Below are 19,776 nucleotides of genomic sequence, written 5' to 3'. Positions count from 1 at the left end.
ACATTCACCGCAGACCCCGTTCTCACAAAGGGCCGTGGTGTTACCTGCGATCAGGCATGTCTTCAGATTCGGCATTGGCCCGCACAGATCGTGGCATCAGTGTCTGAATCACATCATCCAGCAAAGCTTTGCCCATCACCGTCAGGTAATGCGCAGCCCAGGCATGGCGGTCGGTGTCTTTGATGAAGGCCGCGTCCTCGGCGAAGGATTTGGCGAGGTATAGCAAGTCGGAGGATTGGGACAAGGCATCAATGATCGGGATGCCGGAGCGGACGTTGAAAAACGCTTGATCCGAGTGGTAGAGGAAGGGGGTGAAGCCGATGGTTTTAAGGTGTGCGAGTCCGTACAGATCAGTTTCGGTCATCGTGTTACTCCTTGGTTCGAAGTGCCGCGACTTTCGTTACCTCGCGAAAGGGAGGCAGCTGTACGCAGGGTGATAAACCGGGAACCGAGGAAAGGGGCACGCCCGCAGGCGTCCCACGCGCAGCTGCCATGACTTGATGGACGCGCTGTCGCGCTGGTTGCTCCGGGTTACCACACCTGATCGCTGAATGAGCCAGCGACGTCCGCAGAGTATCCCGTCGAAAAACAGCCCAATAGTGGAGCTAGCCGTTCAAATATGAGATTCGGAGTTTGCCTACAAGGTCTGTGGGCGCCATCCGATATTGCGAGACCAGGTGCAAGCGAATCTAAACGTCAGGCACGAAATGAACCCAGTGGGGGCGGGCTTGCTCGCGAAGGCGCAATGTCAGATTTACGAATCTGCCGGTTGATCCACCTCATTCGTGAGCAAGCCCGCTCCCACATTGGTTTCTTGGTGTTCGGCGGCATGTAAAAAGCCCCCGCAACCGTAAGGCTGCGGGGGCTTTTCGTGTCGCCGGCTCGAATCACTCTGCCGGCTGATCCTTGCTCTGACGCTTCTCGATCAAGTCCACCAGACGCTTGGCCAGCGCCGGGTAGTTCTCGTCGAAGTGGTGGCCGCCGGGCAATTTCACCGCTTCGCCGACGGCAGTCTTGTCGGTGCAGCCGCTTTCATCGGTTTCTTCGGCGCCATAGATGCACACCACTTTGGCGGCCGGCAGCTTGGCCATTTCCGGACCGGTGGCGGCTTCCTTGCCGGCGTTGCCGAGCCAGCCTTCGACTTCGATTTCGAAGCTGCCGGTGCGGGCGAAGGCCAGCAGGATGATTGCGTCGACGCGCTGCTGCTCGGTGTCCGGCAGGCGGTTATAGATCGCCGGCAGGACATCGGCACCGAACGAGTAACCGGTCAGGATGAAGCGCTTGGTGCCCCATTTCTGCCGGTAGTGCTGCATCAGTTCGGTCAGGTCCAGCGCGCTTTGCTCCGGGCTCTTGTGCTGCCAGTAGTAGCGCAGGGTGTCGATGCCGACCACCGGGTAGCCGATCTTGGCCATCTCGCCGGCCACATCGCGGTCGAGGTCGCGCCAGCCGCCGTCACCGGAGAGGAACAGGGTCACGGTGTCTTTCGCCTGGCCTGCCGGCACTTCCACCACCGGAATCGCCAGGCCGCCGTTGGCCTTGTCGCCGCCGACGAGGATCTTGCGCAGTTCGTTGTTCAGCACTTGCGGCAGGTTGATGTCGTAGTCGCTGATGCTGGTTTCGGCGTTTGGTTGATCGCGCACGAAACCGGCGCTGGTGTCGTCCGGGTTGTCGTTCCACGCCACCAGCCAGTGGCCGTGAGCCGCAGATTTTGGCAGCAGGTGGGTGCAGCCGGGTTTTTCCAGCGCCAGGTCAACCGAGATGGCCTGGGCCTTGTCGTCCTTCTGCTCGGACAACCAGCGCCACGCCAGCACGGCGCCAGGGCCGATACCGCTGACCAGCGTAGCGGGGCCGTTCAGTTCGCGCAGGCCGGTCTGCAGGGCGCGGCTTTGTTGCAGGCAGTCCTTGGGCAGAATCACCTGAACGATCTGCGCCGAGGCGCTGCGGCTCAGGGTGCTCAGTTGGTTGTCGGTCAGCTTCTGGTCGTCATTGACCGCTACCAGCACCTGCGCCTTGGGCTGGGTGCCCGGGATCACGCGGGTCATGACGGTGCCGTCGGCGGCCGTCAGCGGTTGCAGGGTCGGTTGGGGGGCCGGACGTTTGAGGTACCAGTAACCGCCGCCGACAATCACGGCCAGCACAATCAATGCGGCCAGGATGTACTTCAGGGAGCGTTGAATCATCAGCGTTTCACCAATCCAGTCAAGCCGCCCGCGATCAGGGCAGCAGTGTCGGCCAGCGCCACCAGCGGATCAAGTCCCGCGGGCACGGCCATATAACGGGGTTCCCAGTCAGGCTGGAACTTGTCTTTGAAGCGGCGCAAGCCTTGGAAGTTGTACAGCTGCTCACCACGGCGGAAAACCATCGAGCCCAGACGCTGGGTCAGCGGTGCACCGCGCCGGGGTTGCAACCCTGACAACGGCACCATGCCCAGGCTGAAGCGCGCGTATCCGTGACTCTTATAGTGTTGAATCAGGCCGACCATCATGAATTCCATGGTCAGCTTCGGGGCATCCGGGTGCGCGCGCATCAGGTCGAGGCTGGCCAGGTCGTGGCTGTAAGTCTCGAGCAAGTTGGCGAACGCCACCGGACGGCCTTCGAAGCGAATCACCGCAATGCGGAAATGCTTCAGGTAATCGTCGCTGAAACGGCCGAGGGAGAAACCTTTCTCACGCACGTTCTTGCCGGTCAGCCACGCATCGGAAATCACTTTCAGCTCGTCCATCGGCGCCTGACCCGGCTCATGGATTTCCAGCGACAGGCCATCGCGGGTGCCACGGTTCCAGGTGTAGCGCAGATCCTTCATTTCCTTGCCCTTGGCTTCCAGGTCAAAGCGCTGCAGATTGACGCGGGCCTCTTCGCCGAGCTTGATCGCGGTCAGGCCGATGTCCATGTAGTAGGGCAGGTTTTCTGCGCGCACCTGATAGAACACCGGCCGTGTGTGATGGATGTCGCACAGGTCACGGAACTGCCAGATCATTTCAGCGCGTTGCTGACCAGGACCGATCGGGTCGTATAGCGCCACCAGGCTGCGGCCACGACGCGCGTACATCAGGAACGCCTCGTCGTTGGGGTGGAACAGCAGCGCCTTGTCACCGGTCAGCGCGAGGCCGCCGTCAGGTTGCGCCGAAGCCATGAGGATCTTTGCTGCGCGATCGAGTTCGTCCGGTGTCGGCAGATGAATGACCGGACGTGCGGTGCGCAACAGCCAGGTCAGGGAAATCACCAGCAACAGCACGGCGGCACCGAGCAGCGAACGCAGACCCCGTGGGGCGTCAGCGTCGAGGGTGAATTGCCACCACAGCTGATGGCTGTACGGTACGTCCTGATAGGCGAACAGCAGCAGCCAGGTCGAGGCGCCCAGCACGCAGAGGCTGGACACCAGATACAGCGGCGAGAAGGGCAGTTCGGTCAGGCGGCTCGGACGATAGAAGGAGCGACGGAACACCCCGAGCAGGGCCGCCGTCAGCGTCATCAGGGTCGCTTCTTCCCAGTCGAAGCCTTTGAGCAGCGAGAGCAGGGCGCCCACCAGCAACAGAATGGTGGTCAGCATCCACGCGGCCGACAGGCGCCGACGCAGGCCCTGGGCCAGCAACAGGCAGAGCACGCCGATCAGGCTGGCGCCGAAGTGCGAGGCGTCGACCAGGCGATGCGGGATCAGGAAACCGATGTGTTCAAGGCGAGTGTCGATTTCCGGTGTGGCGCCGGAGAACAGCAGCACGACGCCGGACAGGAACACCAGTACCGCCAGAATCGGCGCGGCCAGGCCAGACGCGGCGCGCATGGTCTGGGTCTGGAACAGGCGCTGACCTTCGTTGATCAGCAGCAGAACGCAGGCCACCAGCAGCGGCAGCACCACGTAGATCAGCCGATACAGCAGCAGCGCAGCAGCCAGAGGCGCGGCGCCGAGTTTATCGGCGAAGGCGGCGAGCAGAATCGCTTCGAACACCCCCACGCCACCCGGGACATGGCTGAGTACACCCGCCGCCAGGGCCAGCAGGTACACCAGCAGGAAGGCGCCAAACGGCGGTGCTTCCGGCAGCAACAGGTACAGAACGGTGGCAGCGGCAGCCACGTCGAGCGCGGTGATGACCAGTTGCAGGAACGTCAGGCGACGGCCCGGCAGGCGCAGTGTGCGGCGGCCAGCCTTGACCAACAGGTTGTCGCGGTAGGGTTGTTCCGGCAGGCGCCGACGATAGATGCCGATTGCGAGAATGGCGCCAGCCAGCAACACGGTCACCGCGACGGTGCCGAGCAGGCCTTGCGACAATCCCAGCGCCTGGGACGCGGCGGGCAGGTCGCTCAGCGTGGCGAGCGCAGCCAGCGGCGGCAACGCGCAGCCCAGCGACAGACTGGCAAACAGGGTCATGTGCGCGACTTCCGACGCCCCCAGTCCCAGTCGTGCGTATAAACGGTAGCGCACCGAGCCGCCGGACAGCAGCGACAGGCCGATGGCATTGCCGATCGCAAACGCGGTGAAGCCGCCCAGCGCCAGTGTGCGCGGTGGCAAGGTGACCCCGGCGTAGCGGCTGGCCGACCATTCGTAGCCCAGCAGAATGATGAAACCGACGACGGTGGCACCGAATGCACCGAGCAGGGCCGGTTTCGGCACGTCGAGAATCGAGTCGTGCAGCGCGTCGAGATCGAGTTCGACGAGCAGATGACGACAGGCAATCAGCGCAATCGTAAACAGCAGCAGCGTGACCACCAGACCGATGGGTTGACGGTATTTGCTCAGCCGATCCAGCAAGCGCAAACGCTCGGGTTTGATCGGATTTTCCGCTGTGACGGTGTCTTGTGGATCAGACGAGTTGGCGCGCATCAATCACCTCTTGGATTGTGCGCGACAGGATGGGGGTATCCAGCCAAGTTACCAATCCCTGTAGAAAAAAATAATCACAAAATACTACGCCTCTCACCGGGTATCGGCGAGGGCAGTCATGGATTGCAGACTGCTTGCCCGCGACGCAAAGCATAGTCGCAAGTGGGCGGGTCTGATGATCCTGGACGATTCACTGCACAGTGACAGATCATTGTTGCGAAAGGACTTTTTCAACAGATACAAAAAAGGCCACTCTTTCGAGTAGCCTTTTTTGATGTTTGGTTGCGGGAGCCGGATTTGAACCGACGACCTTCGGGTTATGAGCCCGACGAGCTACCAGACTGCTCCATCCCGCGTCTGTGTGGCGGCATTCTACAGGCGAACGGCTGAGTGTCAACCGCTAATCCCGAAAAGGGTCAAATAAGCGTGAAATCGCGGCAAACGGTCGCAGGTCATGGGTTAAGTTTCGGAAATACAACGAATTCCTGTTTGCCTGCAGCATTGTGGGCAGGTCGATCTGCAAAAACACACGTGCACAAAAAAGGCCACTCTTTCGAGTAGCCTTTTTTGATGTTTGGTTGCGGGAGCCGGATTTGAACCGACGACCTTCGGGTTATGAGCCCGACGAGCTACCAGACTGCTCCATCCCGCGTCTGTGTGTCGGCATTCTACAGAGGATCGCCGGAGTGTCAACCTGGATTTGGATAAAATCTCTTGAGGTTCAATCGGTTAGCGTTCCTTCACAGGTGCCTTGTCCTGCCGTAGGGCAGGTGGGGCAAGGCTTTCAGCTCTATTGGGTGCTCAGTTTCAATTGAAAAAACAAATTCAAAGGACTTTTCCTACCGCTGGGAAAGAACATTCAAACCACTGGTGCTATATACAGGTCTCAGTGAGATACTGCTGATCCGGTTCGCCACGTTCCCTTTTCTGACATGACTCAGCGAAAAATCATCCACATCGACTGTGACTGTTTCTACGCCGCCATCGAGATGCGCGATGACCCGCGGCTGGCGGGCAAGCCATTGGCAGTGGGAGGGTCGGCGGACCGGCGCGGGGTGATTGCCACCTGTAACTATGAGGCGCGGGCGTACGGCGTGCGCTCGGCCATGGCCTCCGGGCATGCCTTGAAGCTGTGCCCGGACCTGACCATCGTCAAGCCGCGCATGGATGCGTACCGGGAAGCATCGAAGGAAATTCACACGATCTTTGCCGACTACACCGACCTCATCGAGCCACTGTCGCTGGATGAGGCTTACCTCGACGTGTCTGACAGCGCGCATTTCGGCGGCAGCGCCACGCGCATTGCCCAGGACATCCGCCGACGCGTCTCCAATCAGTTGCACATCACCGTTTCCGCCGGCGTGGCGCCAAACAAGTTTCTGGCAAAGATCGCCAGCGACTGGAAAAAGCCCAACGGCTTGTTCGTGATCACCCCGGACCAGGTCGAGGACTTTGTCAGCGGTTTGCCAGTGAGCAAGTTGCACGGCGTCGGCAAGGTCACCGCCGACCGGCTGGGCAAGCTTGGTATCGTCGACTGCCTGCAGTTGCGTGAGTGGGGCAAACTGGCGCTGGTGCGCGAATTCGGCAGTTTTGGCGAGCGACTCTGGAGCCTGGCCCGCGGGATTGATGACCGGCAAGTGCACAATGACAGTCGGCGTCAGTCGATCAGCGTCGAAAACACCTACGACGTTGACCTGCCGGATCTGCGCAGTTGCCTGGATAAATTGCCCGAACTGCTGGAAACCCTGAAAACCCGCATGACGCGCATCGACAGCAGTTATCGACCGGGCAAGCCATTCGTCAAAGTGAAATTCCATGACTTTACCCAGACCACGCTGGAGCAGGCCGGGGCAGGGCGCGATCTGGGCAGTTATCAGTTGATGCTGACGCAGGCGTTCAATCGCGGCGGGAAACCGGTGCGGTTGCTCGGGGTCGGGGTAAGGCTGGAGGATTTGCGCGGCGGGTTTGAGCAGATGGAGTTGTTTGAGCGGTAGTTTTGCGACAAATTTCGGATGGTCATCGCGGGCAAGCCCGCTCCCACAGGGATTTTTGGAGTTCACACAATGTGTGTTTCACCATTAAACACTGTGGGAGCGGGCTTGCCCGCGATGCTTTTAGCTTTTAATTCGGTCCCGGATCCGCCACCAGGCGCCCGGCATCCTTGGTCAGCGACTTGAGAAACTCGGTCTGCAACTCAGGATCGTTACGGGTCAGTTCGATCAGGCTTTGTTCCAGCTCGCTGGCTTCTTCTTCCAGCCCCAGTTCCGACAGACGTTTGACCCGGTGGACCCACTGACTCACTTCGTCGTCTTCCAGATCGTCGTAAATCAGCCCGTGCGCTTCCAGCAACTTGCTGCGCAGGTGGCTGCTGATGGTCAGGGACGAGTCGCTGTGCACGTCATCCTTGCCGTCCTCGACGCTGATCTGCAGTTTGCCGACATGATTGAGGTCATTTTCGGCGAACGGACTGTCCAGCAGGTTCAGGCGCAGCACGCCGTTGCGGTCGGTGGTCATGTCGAAGGTCTGTTTGCCGGCCTTGACCTGCACCGGCCGCTCGCTCCACGGCAGGCTCGAATACTCCATGCGCTTGTCGCGCTGGACTTCATCTATGCCGGCCAGGTTCTGTTGCGCACGCCCATGGGACTGCACGTTCATGAACGGGTTGACCCCGGCAATGCCGTAGTTCAGCCAATCCTTGGTCACGCTGTCCGGCAGGTTACCCAGAGCGAAGACATTGACCACATTCGCGCCGATACCGGCCACCACGGCCACCGCGCCGAGCGGAATCTCGTAGACCTCCCGCCAGGGTTGGTAAGGCGTGTAACGGTCGTAACGACGGGTGACTTCGAACTCGGTGACTTCGAAGGTCTTCTGTTCGTTGATTTTCACGCGTCGCTGCGGCAGCTCAAGCTCCTTGGGCTCACCGACATCGATCTGCAGGCTGTGGTCGAGCAGTTTGCGCTCGACCCGCTCTTCGTGCTCGCTGCGCTGTGACATGTGATTGGCACAGCCGCTGACCAGCAGGGCACCGCACAGGGCGGTGCCACCGAGGCCCAAGGTGTTTCGCTTGAACATGAGGTCTCTATCTGGAATCAGCGGCGGATACGGGCCTGAAGGAAGGGCACTACATCGGCGACCGGCAGCGCTTGCGCTTCGGCCTCGGTACGGCTCTTGTATTCCAGGTTGCCTTCGGCAAGACCGCGGTCGCTGACCACGATCCGGTGCGGAATGCCGATCAGCTCCATGTCCGCGAACTTGATGCCCGGGCTGGTTTTCTTGTCGCGATCGTCCAGCAGCACTTCGAAGCCGGCAGCGGTCAGTTCCGCGTACAGCTTGTCGGTGGCTTCGCGCACCTGCTCGGTTTCATAACGCAGCGGTACCAGAGCGATCTGGAACGGCGCCAGGGTGTCGCTCCAGATGATGCCGTTTTCGTCGTTGTTCTGCTCGATGGCGGCGGCAACCACGCGGGACACGCCGATGCCGTAGCAACCCATTTCCAGGGTGACAGGCTTGCCGTTCTCGCCCAGCACTTCGCACTTCATCGCCTTGCTGTACTTGTTGCCCAGCTGGAAGATGTGCCCGACTTCGATGCCGCGCTTGATTTCCAGGGTACCTTTGCCGTCCGGGCTTGGATCGCCGGCCACGACGTTGCGCAGGTCGGCGACGGTCGGAACCGGCAGGTCACGCTCCCAGTTCACGCCGAAGTAGTGCTTGTCGTCGATGTTCGCGCCGATACCGAAGTCGCTCATCAGCTCGACCGAGCGGTCGATGATGATCGGCAATGGCAGGTTCAGCGGGCCGAGGGAACCGGCGCCGGCGCCGATGGCGTCACGCAGTTCGGCATCGGTGGCCATGACCAGCGGGCTGGCCACGCCAGGTTGCTGGGCAGCCTTGATTTCGTTGAGTTCGTGGTCGCCACGGATGACCAGCGCGATCAGCTTGCCTTCTTCTTCGGCGCGCACGATCAGGGTCTTGATGGTCTTTTCAATCGGCAGATTGAATTTCTCCACCAGCGCCGCGATGGTCTTGGTGTCTGGCGTATCGACCAGGCGCAGCTCTTCGGTCGGAGCGGCGCGCGAAGTTTCGCGTGGCACCGCTTCGGCTTTTTCGATGTTCGCCGCGTAGTCGGAACCGTTGCTGAAGACGATATCGTCTTCGCCGGATTCGGCCAGTACGTGGAATTCGTGCGAACCGGCGCCACCGATCGAGCCGTTGTCGGCTTCAACCGGACGGAATTTCAGGCCCAGGCGGGTGAACACGTTGCAGTACGCCTGGTGCATGCGGTCATAGGTGACCTGCAGCGATGCCTGGTCGGCGTGGAAGGAGTAGGCGTCCTTCATGATGAATTCGCGGCCGCGCATCAAACCGAAGCGTGGGCGGATTTCGTCACGGAATTTGGTCTGGATCTGGTACAGGTTGATTGGCAGCTGTTTGTAGCTGCTCAACTCGTTGCGCATCAGATCGGTGATCACTTCTTCGTGGGTCGGGCCCGCGCAGAAGTCGCGACCGTGGCGATCCTTGATGCGCAGCAGCTCAGGGCCGTATTCGTCCCAGCGCCCCGATTCCTGCCACAGCTCGGCCGGTTGGGTGCTCGGCATCAACACTTCCAGAGAGCCGGCGGCGTTCATTTCTTCGCGAACGATGGCTTCAACCTTGCGCATGACTCGCAGGCCCATCGGCAGCCAGGTGTACAGGCCCGAGGCAAGTTTGCGGATCATGCCGGCGCGCAGCATCAGCTGATGGCTGATCACGACCGCATCGGAAGGCGTTTCTTTCTGTGTGGCGAGCAAAAATTGACTGGTGCGCATGGTTGGCCGTTGTCGGTTGCTATGACTGGAAATGACGGAGCAGTGTACCGGCGAGTTTTGCTGACGTACAGAAGCGTGGCCGGCGGTGAGGTCCAACGGCGGGATTCCTCCCGCCGTGGGTGAAATGTCTTACGACTCTTCCGCAACCGGCGTCGGCACCGGCTCGGGGGTGGGCGTAGGGCCCTCGCGGCGATTTTCCTGGAACCAGTGCAGGGCAATCAGCACCAGGGTCGGTACGCCGAGCAACGCGGTGATCATGAAGAAGTTGTGGTAACCGAACTTCTCGACCATCACCCCGGAATAGCCGCCGATCAGGCGTGGCAGCAACAGCATGATCGAGCTGAGCAGGGCGTATTGCGTCGCGGAGAACTTGAGGTTGGTCAGGCTCGACAGATAGGCGACGAACGCCGAGGTGGCCAGCCCGGAACTGAAGTTGTCGAGGGAAATGGTCACCACCAGCATCTGCAGGTTCGGGCCCATGTCGGCGAGCATCACAAACAGCAGGTTGGTGCCCGCCGAGGCCGTACCGCCGATGAACAGGATCGGCAGGATGCCGAAACGCACGATCAGCAGGCCGCCCATGCCCGCGCCGACAAGGGTCATGATCAGGCCGAAAATCTTGCTGACACTGGCGATCTGGTCCTTGGTGAAACCCTGGTCGATGTAGAACACGTTGGCCATTACGCCCATCACGGTGTCGGACATCCGATAGGTGGCGATCAGTCCGAGCAACAGCAGCGCCTGCCAGCGGTAGCGCAGGATGAAGTCGTTGACCGGAGTCAGCACCGGCGCCAGGCCACGACGCCCCATCGCCGACAGGCACATCCAGGTGAGCAGCGTGTAAAGGATCGCACGCAGGAAGGCGCGGTCTTCGAGCAACAGGTCGAGCGGGCTCATGGTGCCAAACAACACTTCGGCGAAGTCGGTGTTGTAGAGCTGGGTGAACATCGCCGGTACCGACACCAGTAACACGATCAGTACGAATACCGACGCGAGTTGATGCACAAAACTGTAGCGGCCGGCCTGCAACTGCGTGCGCAGCGGTACGGGTGGTTCGCGCATCAGCAGCGAGGTCAGCAGGGCAGGGATCATCAGCACCCCGAACAGGGCATAGGTGCCGGTCCAGGCCGAGTGTTGATAGTTGAAGCCGGTCGAGCCGAAGCCTTCGGCAAAGAACAGTGCACCGGCCGTGGCCAGCAGGGCGGCGACGCGGTAGCCGGACATGTAACTGGCGGCCAGTGCGGCCTGGCGGCTGTCATCGGCGATTTCCAGGCGATAGGCGTCGACCGCGATGTCCTGGGTTGCAGAGGCGAAGGCGACGACAACGGCGATGGCGATCAGCCAGGACAGGTGTTTCTGCGGATCACAGAAGCCCATGCCGATCAGGCCGAGAATCACCAGTGTCTGCGACAGCACCAGCCAGGAACGTCGTCGGCCAAGTTTGCCCAGCAACGGCAGGCGCCATTGGTCGAGCAGCGGTGACCAGACCCATTTGAACGCGTAAGCCAGGCCGATCAGGCTGGCGTAGCCGATGGTTTCACGGGCGACACCGGCTTCACGCAGCCAGACGGAAAGCGTAGAGAACACCAGCATGTACGGCAGGCCGGCGGCGAAACCGAGCAACAACAGCACGAGCGTCGAAGGACTGGCATAAGCGGCTAGCGCGGCGCGCCAGGTTTTACGGGGCATGGGCTGAAGTCTGCCTCAAGATTGCGAAAACAAAGCGCGCACTCTAACCGCTGTGCTCTACCGGACGCCAGCCATGGCGCTGAATATCCACACGATTGTTCAGGACGGTGATGCCTTCCATGCGCAATCTTGCCCGTTGTTCATCGCCCGAAGGGCTGCCCGCCGGCAGGCTGATCCGACCGCCGGCACCCAGCACACGGTGCCAGGGCAGGCGCGTATCACCTGGCAATTGACTCAAGGTGCGGCCGACCCAGCGGGCGGCGCGCCCTAAACCGGCCAGTTCAGCCAACTGGCCATAGCTGACGACTTTGCCTTCCGGCACTTGGGCGAGGGTCGAGTAGAGCGCCGTGCGTCGGATTTGCGCTTCGCTTTCGTCTGCGTGGGTCGGGTCTGTCACGTACGCGGTTCCTGAGCATGCTCATGTTGATGACTCAAGCGTAATCCCTCGGAGCGCTATTGAGAAATGAACTCAATGGAAATCGCCCGGTCAGTCCTTGTCAGGGCATTATTCCTACGGATAATGCCGATCTTTTTTTGCAATCCTGAGCCCTCAGTCCGCTTATGTTGTCCAGAACCTTGCTGTGCCTTGCTGTCTTCAGCGCGTCTACGCCCTTGCTTGCCGATACCGTCTGGTTGAAGAACGGTGACAAGCTCAGTGGCAAAATTTCCCTGTTCGATGGCGGTAAATTGCTGATCCAGACCCAATATGCGGGTGCAGTCACGATCGACTGGAAACAGGTCAAGACCCTGGAAAGTGATCAAGAGTTGTTGGTCAAACAGGATGCTTATACCGGTGAAAAAGCCAAGTCACTGACCGCAGCCGATGACGGCAAGGTCACCCTGGCCAATGGCGAAGCACCGAAAACCGTCGAGCTGGCGAGCATTCAGCAGATTCTCAAGCCGAAACCGGTGGTCGAGGATCTGGTCTGGAAGGGCAACGTCGGCCTCGCCCTGGATTATCAGCGCGCGGAAAAGGACACCGACGACTATGACATCGACTTCAAGACCACTGCACGTCATGGTCGCTGGCGCCACACCGGCGAAGGCGAATACAACCGCGAAGTGCAGGACGAACAGGTCACCACTAACAATTGGCGCGCTGAATACGCCCTCGACCGCTTCCTGACCGACAAGTGGTTCTGGCAGGGGCGTCTGAATTACAAGCGGGATTACGTCGAAGAGCTGTCGCGTCAGCGCGTGGTCGGTACAGGTCCGGGTTACCAGTTCTGGGATGACGAACTGGGCGCGTTCTCGCTGGGTTCGCTGCTCAACCGTACCGATTACGAGTACAGCGATGGCGGCAAGGACAATTTCTACTCGGTCGCGATGAAGTGGGATTACAACCGCTACCTGATTGGCAAGAAAGTCGAGTTCTTCACCAGTGGCGAGCTGGGCAAGCCGCTCTCCGACGTCGCCAACTACGCGCTGGATGCCGAATTGGGCTTGCGCTACAAGGTCACCGACTGGGCGTCGCTCAACCTCAAGGCCGAGCGCGACATCATCAGCGGAACCCAGGATGCGGACCTGAACAAGACCCGCTATACCGCAGGGTTTGGCGTGGCCTGGTAAGGCACAGGCAAAAAGATCGCAGCCTTCGGCAGCTCCAGAGGATTAATGTACATCCTGTAGGCGCTGCCGAAGGCTGCGATCTTTTTTTACGCCTGGAAAACAAGCGCCCACAAAAAAGCCCCGCTTTTAAGGGCGGGGCTCTTTTCTAAAGAAGCTACAAGTTAGATAACTTGTACTTCTTCAGCTTGCATGCCTTTCTGACCGCGGGTAGCGATGAAAGAAACCTGTTGGCCTTCTTTCAGGCTTTTGAAGCCGTCGGATTGGATAGCTTTGAAGTGAACGAACAGGTCGTCACCGGATTGTGGAGTGATGAAGCCGAAGCCTTTTTCATCGTTGAACCACTTAACGGTACCGGTTTGGCGATTAGACATGGTGTAACTCCTTGAACAAAGATAACTGCGACTCAGGAAGAACCCTGGCCGAGACTGAGTGCAAAGAGCAGGAAAAATTCTTGTAGATGGTTGGATCGAAATTCAACATATCGTGTAGAGATTCTCAGTGACACAAGCAGCACAGTGGCGCCACCTTAACCCTTTTTCCGAGACGTGCCAATGCTTCTTGCACAGGTTTCTCTGTTTTAAGGATCGGCGGTGCGACGGTTCGTCGCCAGAGCCTGTCATTCCAGGGTGTTCGACGAGAATTGCACCCCGCACTTTGAACGCGGCGGCGCGCCCGGTAAGATGCCGGACAGAATTTTTCCACCTCGCTATTCAGGACACCCGCCATGAGCATCAAATCGGACAAGTGGATTCGCCGCATGGCGCAGGAACACGGCATGATCGAGCCGTTCGTCGAGCGTCAGATGCGCGGCAGCGACGACAGCCGTGTGATCTCCTACGGCGTGTCGAGCTACGGCTACGATGTGCGTTGCACCAACCATTTCAAGGTGTTCACCAACATCAACTCGGCCATCGTCGATCCGAAAAACTTCGATGCCGGCAGCTTCGTCGACATCCACAGCGATGTCTGCATCATCCCGCCGAACTCTTTCGCCCTGGCCAGCACCGTCGAGTATTTCCGCATCCCGCGCAATGTATTGACCATCTGCCTGGGTAAAAGCACCTACGCGCGTTGCGGCATCATCGTCAACGTCACCCCGCTCGAGCCAGAGTGGGAAGGTCACGTGACCCTGGAGTTCTCCAACACCACCAACCTGCCGGCGAAAATCTACGCTAACGAAGGCGTGGCACAGATGCTGTTCCTTGAGTCCGACGAGGAATGTGAAGTTTCCTACAAGGACCGTGGCGGCAAGTACCAGGGCCAGCGTGGCGTGACCTTGCCGCGTACCTGATCCGTCCATCCGACAGATCACGGGAATTCTTTGGCGGGCAGACACTCTATGGGGTGTACTGCCCGTTTTTGTTTCTGTCGAAACGGGCCTTCGCCGAGGAGTGCCCTATGAAGATCGATCCGCAAATCACTGCCGAACTGGCAAGGCTTGAGCCCAATCAGGTTGGCGTATTGGCCTGGTCATTGTTGGCGCACCCGCCTCTGAGCATGGCCGGTGGAATTCCCGGTCAGCCCGACCCCGATACCCCCAACGAACAACCAACCGAGCCGGGCGATCCTATCCTTCCGGACGAGCCGCCACCGGCACCGGTTGCCTGATCTGCGTTGAAAACCAATGGCCAGTCAGTCGAGGGCTGCGACGACTTCAACTGACTGGCCATATTTCGTTGTCACCGATGACGAAAATCCTGCAGCTTTTCTCCTTCTCGACCGGATAACCCCCGGTAAATGCGCCAAAGGCCGGTAGCAGGCTGATGCCTTCGCTGAGCCTGAAACACGCCAGGCGCAAACTTTGTCGACCCTTGCCATGCAGCCGATACACGGGATGCACATGACCGGCCAGCACGTGTCTTTCAGAATGCGGGTCCGGTTCATGCTGCAAAGCGAACGGTCCTATCAGCAGCGGTTCAGGCACGACCCGGATATTCAGCGAATCAGGCGGATCGCCCGCGCGTTTGTCGTGATTGCCACGGATCAGTGTCATCGGCAGTTCGGCGTGGCGCGCTCGCCATTGCGCCAAGGCGTTTAGCGTACCCGCTGCATGGGAGCCGGGCCCGTGCAGAAAATCGCCGAGAAATATCAGTTGCCGGCAGGGCAGTTTCGCCAGCAATCGATCAATCACCGCGATATTGCTTGCCGTGGTGCCTTGCGGGACCGGTTGACCGAGGCTGCGGTAAGCGGCGGCTTTGCCGAAATGCACATCGGCTATCAGCAAGGCTTGTTGCGCTGGCCAGTACAGCGCCTTCTCCGGCAGCAACCAGAGGTCTTCACCTGCCAACCGCACAGGGTAGGGCGCGCTCATCGGGATTTGCCCTTGTCGGCGGATTTTTCCAGGTCACCGACCATACGTCTGATGCGGTCAGCGAGTTTCTCTGAACTCATGCTTTCGCGCATGCGTTCCACCAGCAGTGGAAACCCCAGTGGCGTAGGACGCTTTATCTGATGCATGTCGAGTTTCATCCGGTTGATGTGCTCCAGTGTCTGTTCCAGACGTTGAATATCCAGTTCTTCTCGTAAGACTTCTTCCCCGGCCTGGGCCAGCAACAGGTTGTCGGCGTCGTATTGTTTGAACACTTCGAAAAACAGGCCGCTGGAGGCCTGCACCTGACGGGTGCTTTTCGGCGCGCCGGGGTAACCGGCGAACACCAGCCCGGCAATTCGGGCGATTTCGCGAAAGCGCCGCAGGGCCAACTCGCCCGCATTGAGACTGGCGAGCACATCCTTCAATAACTGTTCGGGGCTGAGCAACGCGGTATCGAGTTGCTCGGCCCAGTCCACAGGCGTGGCGCTGAGCAATTCCAGCCCGTAGTCGTTCACCGCGATGGAGAACGTCAGCGGCTGGCGCTGGCTGACGCGCCAGGCCAACAGGCTGGCGAGCCCCAGATGCACCTGACGACCGGCGAACGGGTAGAGGAAAAGGTGCCAGCCTTCGCGGGACTTCAGCACTTCTGCGAGCAAATTATCGGTGGTGGGCAGGCCAGACCAGCGTGTCTGGGTGTCCAGCAATGGCCGCAAGGCGTGCATTTCCGGGCCGGCGAACGCGCCCTCTGCGGCGGCGCTGAAGCGCCTGACCACGGCCTCGGCCAGTTCATTGGAGAGCGGCATGCGCCCGCCATTCCAGCGTGGCACGGCGGCTTTTTTCGCGGTGCTGCGTTTGACGTAAGCGGTCATGTTTTCCACCCGCACCAACTCCAGCAAACGCCCGGCAAACAGAAACCCGTCGCCCGGTTTCAGCCTTGCAATAAAACCTTCCTCGACGCTGCCCAGTTGTTTGCCGCCACCGCCCTTGCTCCAGAACTTCAGATGAATGCTTGCATCGCTGACGATCGTGCCGATGCTCATGCGATGGCGGCGCGCCAAGCGTGCATCGGGTACGCGCCAGACGCCGTGTTCGTCCGGTTCGACCCGACGGTAATCCGGATAGGCCGTCAGAGACATCCCGCCATGACGTACGAAAGCCAGCGCCCAGGCCCAATCCGCCGGGGTCAGGTCACGATAGGCCCAGGCCCCACGGACCTCTTCGTACAGCTCATCAGGAACAAATCCGCCGCCCAATGCCATGCTGACCAGGTGCTGCACCAGCACATCCAGTGGCTTGTGTGGTGACTGGCGCGGTTCGATGCGCCGTTGCTCGACAGCATCGCGGGCGGCGGCCGCTTCGATCAGTTCAAGGCTGTGTGTCGGTACCAGGGTCACCCTTGAGGTGCGTCCCGGTGCGTGGCCCGAGCGCCCGGCGCGTTGCATCAACCGCGCAACACCCTTGGCCGAACCGATTTGCAGCACGCGTTCCACCGGCAGGAAATCCACCCCCAGATCCAGGCTCGACGTGCACACCACTGCCTTCAATTGACCTTCCTTCAAGGCGTGCTCAACCCAGTCACGGGTCTCGCGGGACAATGAGCTGTGATGCAACGCAATCAACCCGGCCCAGTCCGGCCGCGCCTCAAGCAAGGCCTGATACCAGATTTCCGACTGCGCCCGGGTATTGGTGAACACCAGGCTGCTGGCGCAGGCATCGAGCTCGGCCACGACCTGCGGCAACATCTTCAGACCGATGTGCCCGGCCCACGGAAAACGCTCGATGGCGGTCGGGAGAAGGGTGTCGACTGTCAGCGATTTTTCGCTTTGCCCCTGCACACACACGCCGCCACCCTGTGGGATCAGCACCTGCTCGGCGTGGGATTGATTACCGAGGGTCGCGGAGATTCCCCAGACAATCAGCTCGGGTTGCCAATGACGCAAGCGGGCGAGGGCCAGTTGCAGCTGCACGCCGCGTTTGTTGCCGAGCAGTTCGTGCCATTCATCCACCACGATCATGCGCAGGGTCGAGAGCGCGGTGCGGGCGTCGGCGCGGGCCAGTAGTAAGGTCAGGCTTTCCGGAGTGGTGATCAGGGTTGTCGGCAGGCGTCGGCTCTGGCGGGCACGCTCGCTGCTGCTGGTGTCACCGGTGCGCAGGCCGATGCTCCACGGCAGGCGCAGATCATCGACCGGGCTTTGCAAGGCGCGCGCGGTGTCGGCGGCGAGGGCACGCATAGGCGTGATCCACAAGACGGTCAGCGGTTCGGCCGGTGGTTTGCGTTTGCGTGGCGTTTCAACGACGGCGGCGCATTTGGCAAAGCGATTGAGCGCGGCGAACCAGACCGCATAGGTTTTACCGGCCCCGGTGCTGGCGTGGAGCAAGCCGGATTCGCCGTTTTTGACCGCAGCCCACAGCTGTTTCTGAAAGGCGAACGGCTTCCAGCCACGGGCGCTGAACCAGGTTTTTGCGAGGTCGGAGGATTTCGCCATGCGGGCTGCGCGCGCTCTGGAGGTGTTCTTCCAGAGACCACGGGGCGGGCGGACAAGTTTGATTTTTGTAGGCTGCGGAGCTCCACTGTGGGAGCGAGCTTGCTCGCGAAGGCGGCGGAACATTCAAAATCAATGTGACTGACAGAATGCTTTCGCGAGCAAGCTCGCTCCCACAGGGTTTTGCACTAATGGCTATTTGAGGTTGCCGCTGAGGAATTGTTTGAGGCGTTCGCTTTTCGGGTTGCCGAGCACATCTTCGGGCGCACCTTCTTCTTCAACCAATCCCTGATGCAGGAACAGCACCTGGCTGGAGACTTTGCGGGCGAAGCTCATCTCATGAGTCACCATGATCATCGTCCGGCCTTCTTCGGCGAGCCCCTGAATCACCTTCAGCACTTCCCCCACCAATTCCGGATCGAGCGCCGAGGTCGGTTCGTCGAACAGCATCACCTCCGGCTCCATTGCCAGCGCGCGGGCAATCGCCACGCGCTGTTGCTGGCCTCCGGAGAGAAACGCCGGGTATTGATCGGCGACCCGCGCCGGCAAGCCGACCTTGTCGAGATAGCGCCGGGCACGGTCGTCGGCTTCCTGTTTGCTGCAACCCAGCACCCGGCGCGGAGCCATGGTGATGTTTTCCAGCACGGTCATGTGGCTCCACAGGTTGAAATGCTGGAACACCATCGCCAGACGCGTGCGCAGGCGTTGCAATTCATCGGCGTCGGCGACGTGCATGCCGTGGCGGTCGGTGATCATGCGGATCGCCTGGCCATCAAGGCTCATGGCGCCGTCGTTGGGTTGTTCGAGGAAGTTGACGCAGCGCAGAAAGGTGCTTTTGCCCGAGCCGCTGGCGCCGATCAGGCTGATCACGTCGCCGGTCTTGGCCTTGAGCGAAACGCCTTTGAGCACCTGATGGTCGCCATAGCTTTTGTGCAGGCCTTCAACGGTCAGTTTGTACATGGGACAGACATCCTCAAGGCGAAAGTAGGTAGCCGCTGCGATAGGCTTCAGCGCCCGCAACATGGGCGATGACCATGCCGGCAGTGGCCATGCGTCGCAGCGAGCGGGCGTACATCACGCCGGCGCTGGTGCAATGAATGGGGGTGACCCGGTCGTGAATCGGGTCGATGATTTCGGCGATCTGTTGCCCGGCTTCGAGGTATTGACCGGCCGTTGCGGTGTACACCAGCAGGCCGCCGACCGGCGTGGTCACCGGTTCGACGCCGGCCAGTGGCGTGGCCGGGAATGCCAAGGGCGGCTGCGGTCTGGTTTCGCCGACGATCGCATCGAACTGGATCAGGTAGTCGATCAAGGCCTGGCAATCGCGGCTGGCCATCGGGTGATTGACGTCACCCTGGCCGCGCAGTTCGACGGTCACCGAGAAACTGCCCAGCGGAATGTCGAAGTGTTCGCCGAAGCGCTCCTTCAGTTGCCACCACAGCAGGGTGAAGCACTCATCGAACGACTGGCCGCCGGAATCGGTGGCCAGCAGGCTCGCCTGTGACTCGATGTAGCGTGCCAGAGGCTCGACCTGCGGCCACGCTTCCGGCGTGGTGTACAGATGAACCACTGATTCGAAGTCGCAGTGCAAGTCCAGCACCATGTCGGCGTCACAGGCCAGCCGTTGCAGGGTCAGGCGCTGGGATTGCAGTTGCGTGCCGGCGGTCTGGCGGGCGAGGGCGTTGCGCAGGCTGGCGCGGATCAGCTCAAGGTTGCGTTGCGGGTCATCGCTCAGCTTGCCCTCGATGTCGTTGCCGATTTCTTCGCTGAGGTCGACAAACCAGCGATTGAAATTCTGCCCGCTCTCCAGTTCGTAGCGGCCCAGCGGTACGTCCATCAGCACTTGTTCGAGGCCGACCGGATTGGCCACTGGCACCAGCACGATTTCGCTGCGCAGGCGCCCGGCGGCTTCCAGCTCCGCCAGGCGCTGCTTGAGGTGCCAGGCGACGAGCATCCCGGGCAGTTCGTCGGCATGCAGCGACGACTGGATGTAGATCTTGCCTTTAGCCTGCTCCGGGCCGAAGTGGAAGCTGTGGATCTGTCTTGCGGTCCCCGGCAGCGGGGCCAGCAGGTCATGGATCTGGTGTCGCATTACAA

At 60.5% G+C, this 19,776-nt stretch carries 16 protein-coding genes and 2 tRNA genes; 4 read left to right on the top strand and 14 right to left on the bottom strand.

What is annotated here, in order from left to right; translation table 11 throughout:
* Positions 1 to 40 precede the first annotated feature (40 nt).
* The 5 genes from K5Y35_RS01425 to K5Y35_RS01405 all read right to left on the bottom strand — a co-directional run bounded on the left by K5Y35_RS01425 (position 41) and on the right by K5Y35_RS01405 (position 5,471).
* On the bottom strand, positions 41 to 364 hold the full coding sequence (locus K5Y35_RS01425) for a DUF3077 domain-containing protein (RefSeq protein WP_123465205.1): 324 nt from the start codon (positions 362 to 364) through the stop codon (positions 41 to 43).
* A 523-nt stretch (positions 365 to 887) separates the two neighbouring features.
* Positions 888 to 2,180, bottom strand: a complete 1,293-nt coding sequence (locus tag K5Y35_RS01420) for a virulence factor family protein (RefSeq protein ID WP_222833544.1) — start codon at positions 2,178 to 2,180, stop codon at positions 888 to 890.
* Positions 2,180 to 4,819, bottom strand: a complete 2,640-nt coding sequence (gene mprF / locus K5Y35_RS01415) for a bifunctional lysylphosphatidylglycerol flippase/synthetase MprF (RefSeq protein WP_123465207.1) — start codon at positions 4,817 to 4,819, stop codon at positions 2,180 to 2,182. The genes K5Y35_RS01420 and mprF overlap by 1 nt, the downstream gene beginning before the upstream one ends.
* Positions 4,820 to 5,098: 279 nt before the next feature.
* Positions 5,099 to 5,175 (bottom strand) — tRNA-Met (locus K5Y35_RS01410).
* A gap of 219 nt (positions 5,176 to 5,394) precedes the next feature.
* A tRNA-Met gene (locus tag K5Y35_RS01405) sits at positions 5,395 to 5,471 on the bottom strand.
* 280 nt (positions 5,472 to 5,751) lie between these two features.
* Here K5Y35_RS01405 and dinB point away from each other — a divergent pair.
* A complete protein-coding gene (dinB, locus tag K5Y35_RS01400; protein ID WP_186744459.1) occupies positions 5,752 to 6,813 on the top strand; it encodes a DNA polymerase IV in 1,062 nt (353 codons plus the stop codon).
* Between the two features lie 127 nt (positions 6,814 to 6,940).
* Here dinB and K5Y35_RS01395 read toward each other — a convergent pair whose 3' ends face one another.
* From K5Y35_RS01395 to K5Y35_RS01380, 4 genes are all read right to left on the bottom strand, one after another.
* Positions 6,941 to 7,894: a hypothetical protein gene (locus tag K5Y35_RS01395; RefSeq protein WP_128615699.1), complete on the bottom strand. Its 954-nt coding sequence runs from the start codon at positions 7,892 to 7,894 to the stop codon at positions 6,941 to 6,943.
* A gap of 17 nt (positions 7,895 to 7,911) precedes the next feature.
* The gene (locus K5Y35_RS01390) at positions 7,912 to 9,627 is read right to left on the bottom strand and encodes a proline--tRNA ligase (protein WP_123465212.1); all 1,716 of its coding nucleotides are present in this window, start codon (positions 9,625 to 9,627) and stop codon (positions 7,912 to 7,914) included.
* Positions 9,628 to 9,756: 129 nt separating this feature from the next.
* Entirely contained in the window at positions 9,757 to 11,316 is a 1,560-nt protein-coding gene (locus tag K5Y35_RS01385; RefSeq protein ID WP_222833543.1) for an AmpG family muropeptide MFS transporter, read from the bottom strand.
* 43 nt (positions 11,317 to 11,359) lie between these two features.
* Positions 11,360 to 11,713 carry an MGMT family protein gene (locus K5Y35_RS01380; RefSeq protein ID WP_123465216.1) on the bottom strand — a complete coding sequence of 118 codons (354 nt, stop codon included), beginning with the start codon at positions 11,711 to 11,713 and terminating at the stop codon, positions 11,360 to 11,362.
* Positions 11,714 to 11,877: 164 nt separating this feature from the next.
* Between K5Y35_RS01380 and K5Y35_RS01375 the strand changes: the two genes are divergently transcribed.
* Positions 11,878 to 12,885 (top strand): DUF481 domain-containing protein, encoded by a 1,008-nt coding sequence (locus K5Y35_RS01375; RefSeq protein WP_123465218.1) that lies wholly within the window; start codon positions 11,878 to 11,880, stop codon positions 12,883 to 12,885.
* A 161-nt stretch (positions 12,886 to 13,046) separates the two neighbouring features.
* Here K5Y35_RS01375 and K5Y35_RS01370 read toward each other — a convergent pair whose 3' ends face one another.
* Complete coding sequence (locus K5Y35_RS01370; RefSeq protein ID WP_002554837.1) at positions 13,047 to 13,256, bottom strand: cold-shock protein; 210 nt, start codon at positions 13,254 to 13,256, stop codon at positions 13,047 to 13,049.
* A gap of 353 nt (positions 13,257 to 13,609) precedes the next feature.
* Here K5Y35_RS01370 and dcd point away from each other — a divergent pair, with 353 nt between their 5' ends.
* Together dcd and K5Y35_RS01360 are read left to right on the top strand one after the other, a co-directional pair.
* Entirely contained in the window at positions 13,610 to 14,176 is a 567-nt protein-coding gene (gene dcd, locus K5Y35_RS01365; RefSeq protein WP_007940589.1) for a dCTP deaminase, read from the top strand.
* Between the two features lie 107 nt (positions 14,177 to 14,283).
* A complete protein-coding gene (locus tag K5Y35_RS01360; RefSeq protein ID WP_222833542.1) occupies positions 14,284 to 14,493 on the top strand; it encodes a hypothetical protein in 210 nt (69 codons plus the stop codon).
* Between the two features lie 46 nt (positions 14,494 to 14,539).
* Here K5Y35_RS01360 and pdeM read toward each other — a convergent pair whose 3' ends face one another.
* The 4 genes from pdeM to K5Y35_RS01340 form a co-directional block, all read right to left on the bottom strand.
* Complete coding sequence (gene pdeM / locus K5Y35_RS01355) at positions 14,540 to 15,196, bottom strand: ligase-associated DNA damage response endonuclease PdeM (protein ID WP_222833541.1); 657 nt, start codon at positions 15,194 to 15,196, stop codon at positions 14,540 to 14,542.
* Positions 15,193 to 17,682 carry a ligase-associated DNA damage response DEXH box helicase gene (locus K5Y35_RS01350; RefSeq protein ID WP_222833540.1) on the bottom strand — a complete coding sequence of 830 codons (2,490 nt, stop codon included), beginning with the start codon at positions 17,680 to 17,682 and terminating at the stop codon, positions 15,193 to 15,195. Before K5Y35_RS01350 ends, pdeM begins: the two co-directional genes overlap by 4 nt.
* Positions 17,683 to 17,874: 192 nt before the next feature.
* A complete protein-coding gene (locus K5Y35_RS01345) occupies positions 17,875 to 18,639 on the bottom strand; it encodes an ABC transporter ATP-binding protein (RefSeq protein ID WP_222833539.1) in 765 nt (254 codons plus the stop codon).
* Positions 18,640 to 18,652: 13 nt separating this feature from the next.
* Positions 18,653 to 19,771, bottom strand: coding sequence for a succinylglutamate desuccinylase/aspartoacylase family protein (locus tag K5Y35_RS01340; RefSeq protein ID WP_222833538.1), 1,119 nt, complete (start codon positions 19,769 to 19,771; stop codon positions 18,653 to 18,655).
* Between the last annotated feature and the right edge of the window lie 5 nt (positions 19,772 to 19,776).

This window comes from Pseudomonas sp. SC3(2021), from assembly GCF_019856535.1.
Lineage (GTDB): Bacteria > Pseudomonadota > Gammaproteobacteria > Pseudomonadales > Pseudomonadaceae > Aquipseudomonas > Aquipseudomonas monsensis.
The sequence above is the reverse complement of the archived record's forward strand: the minus strand, read 5'-3'. Positions and strand labels throughout refer to the sequence as shown.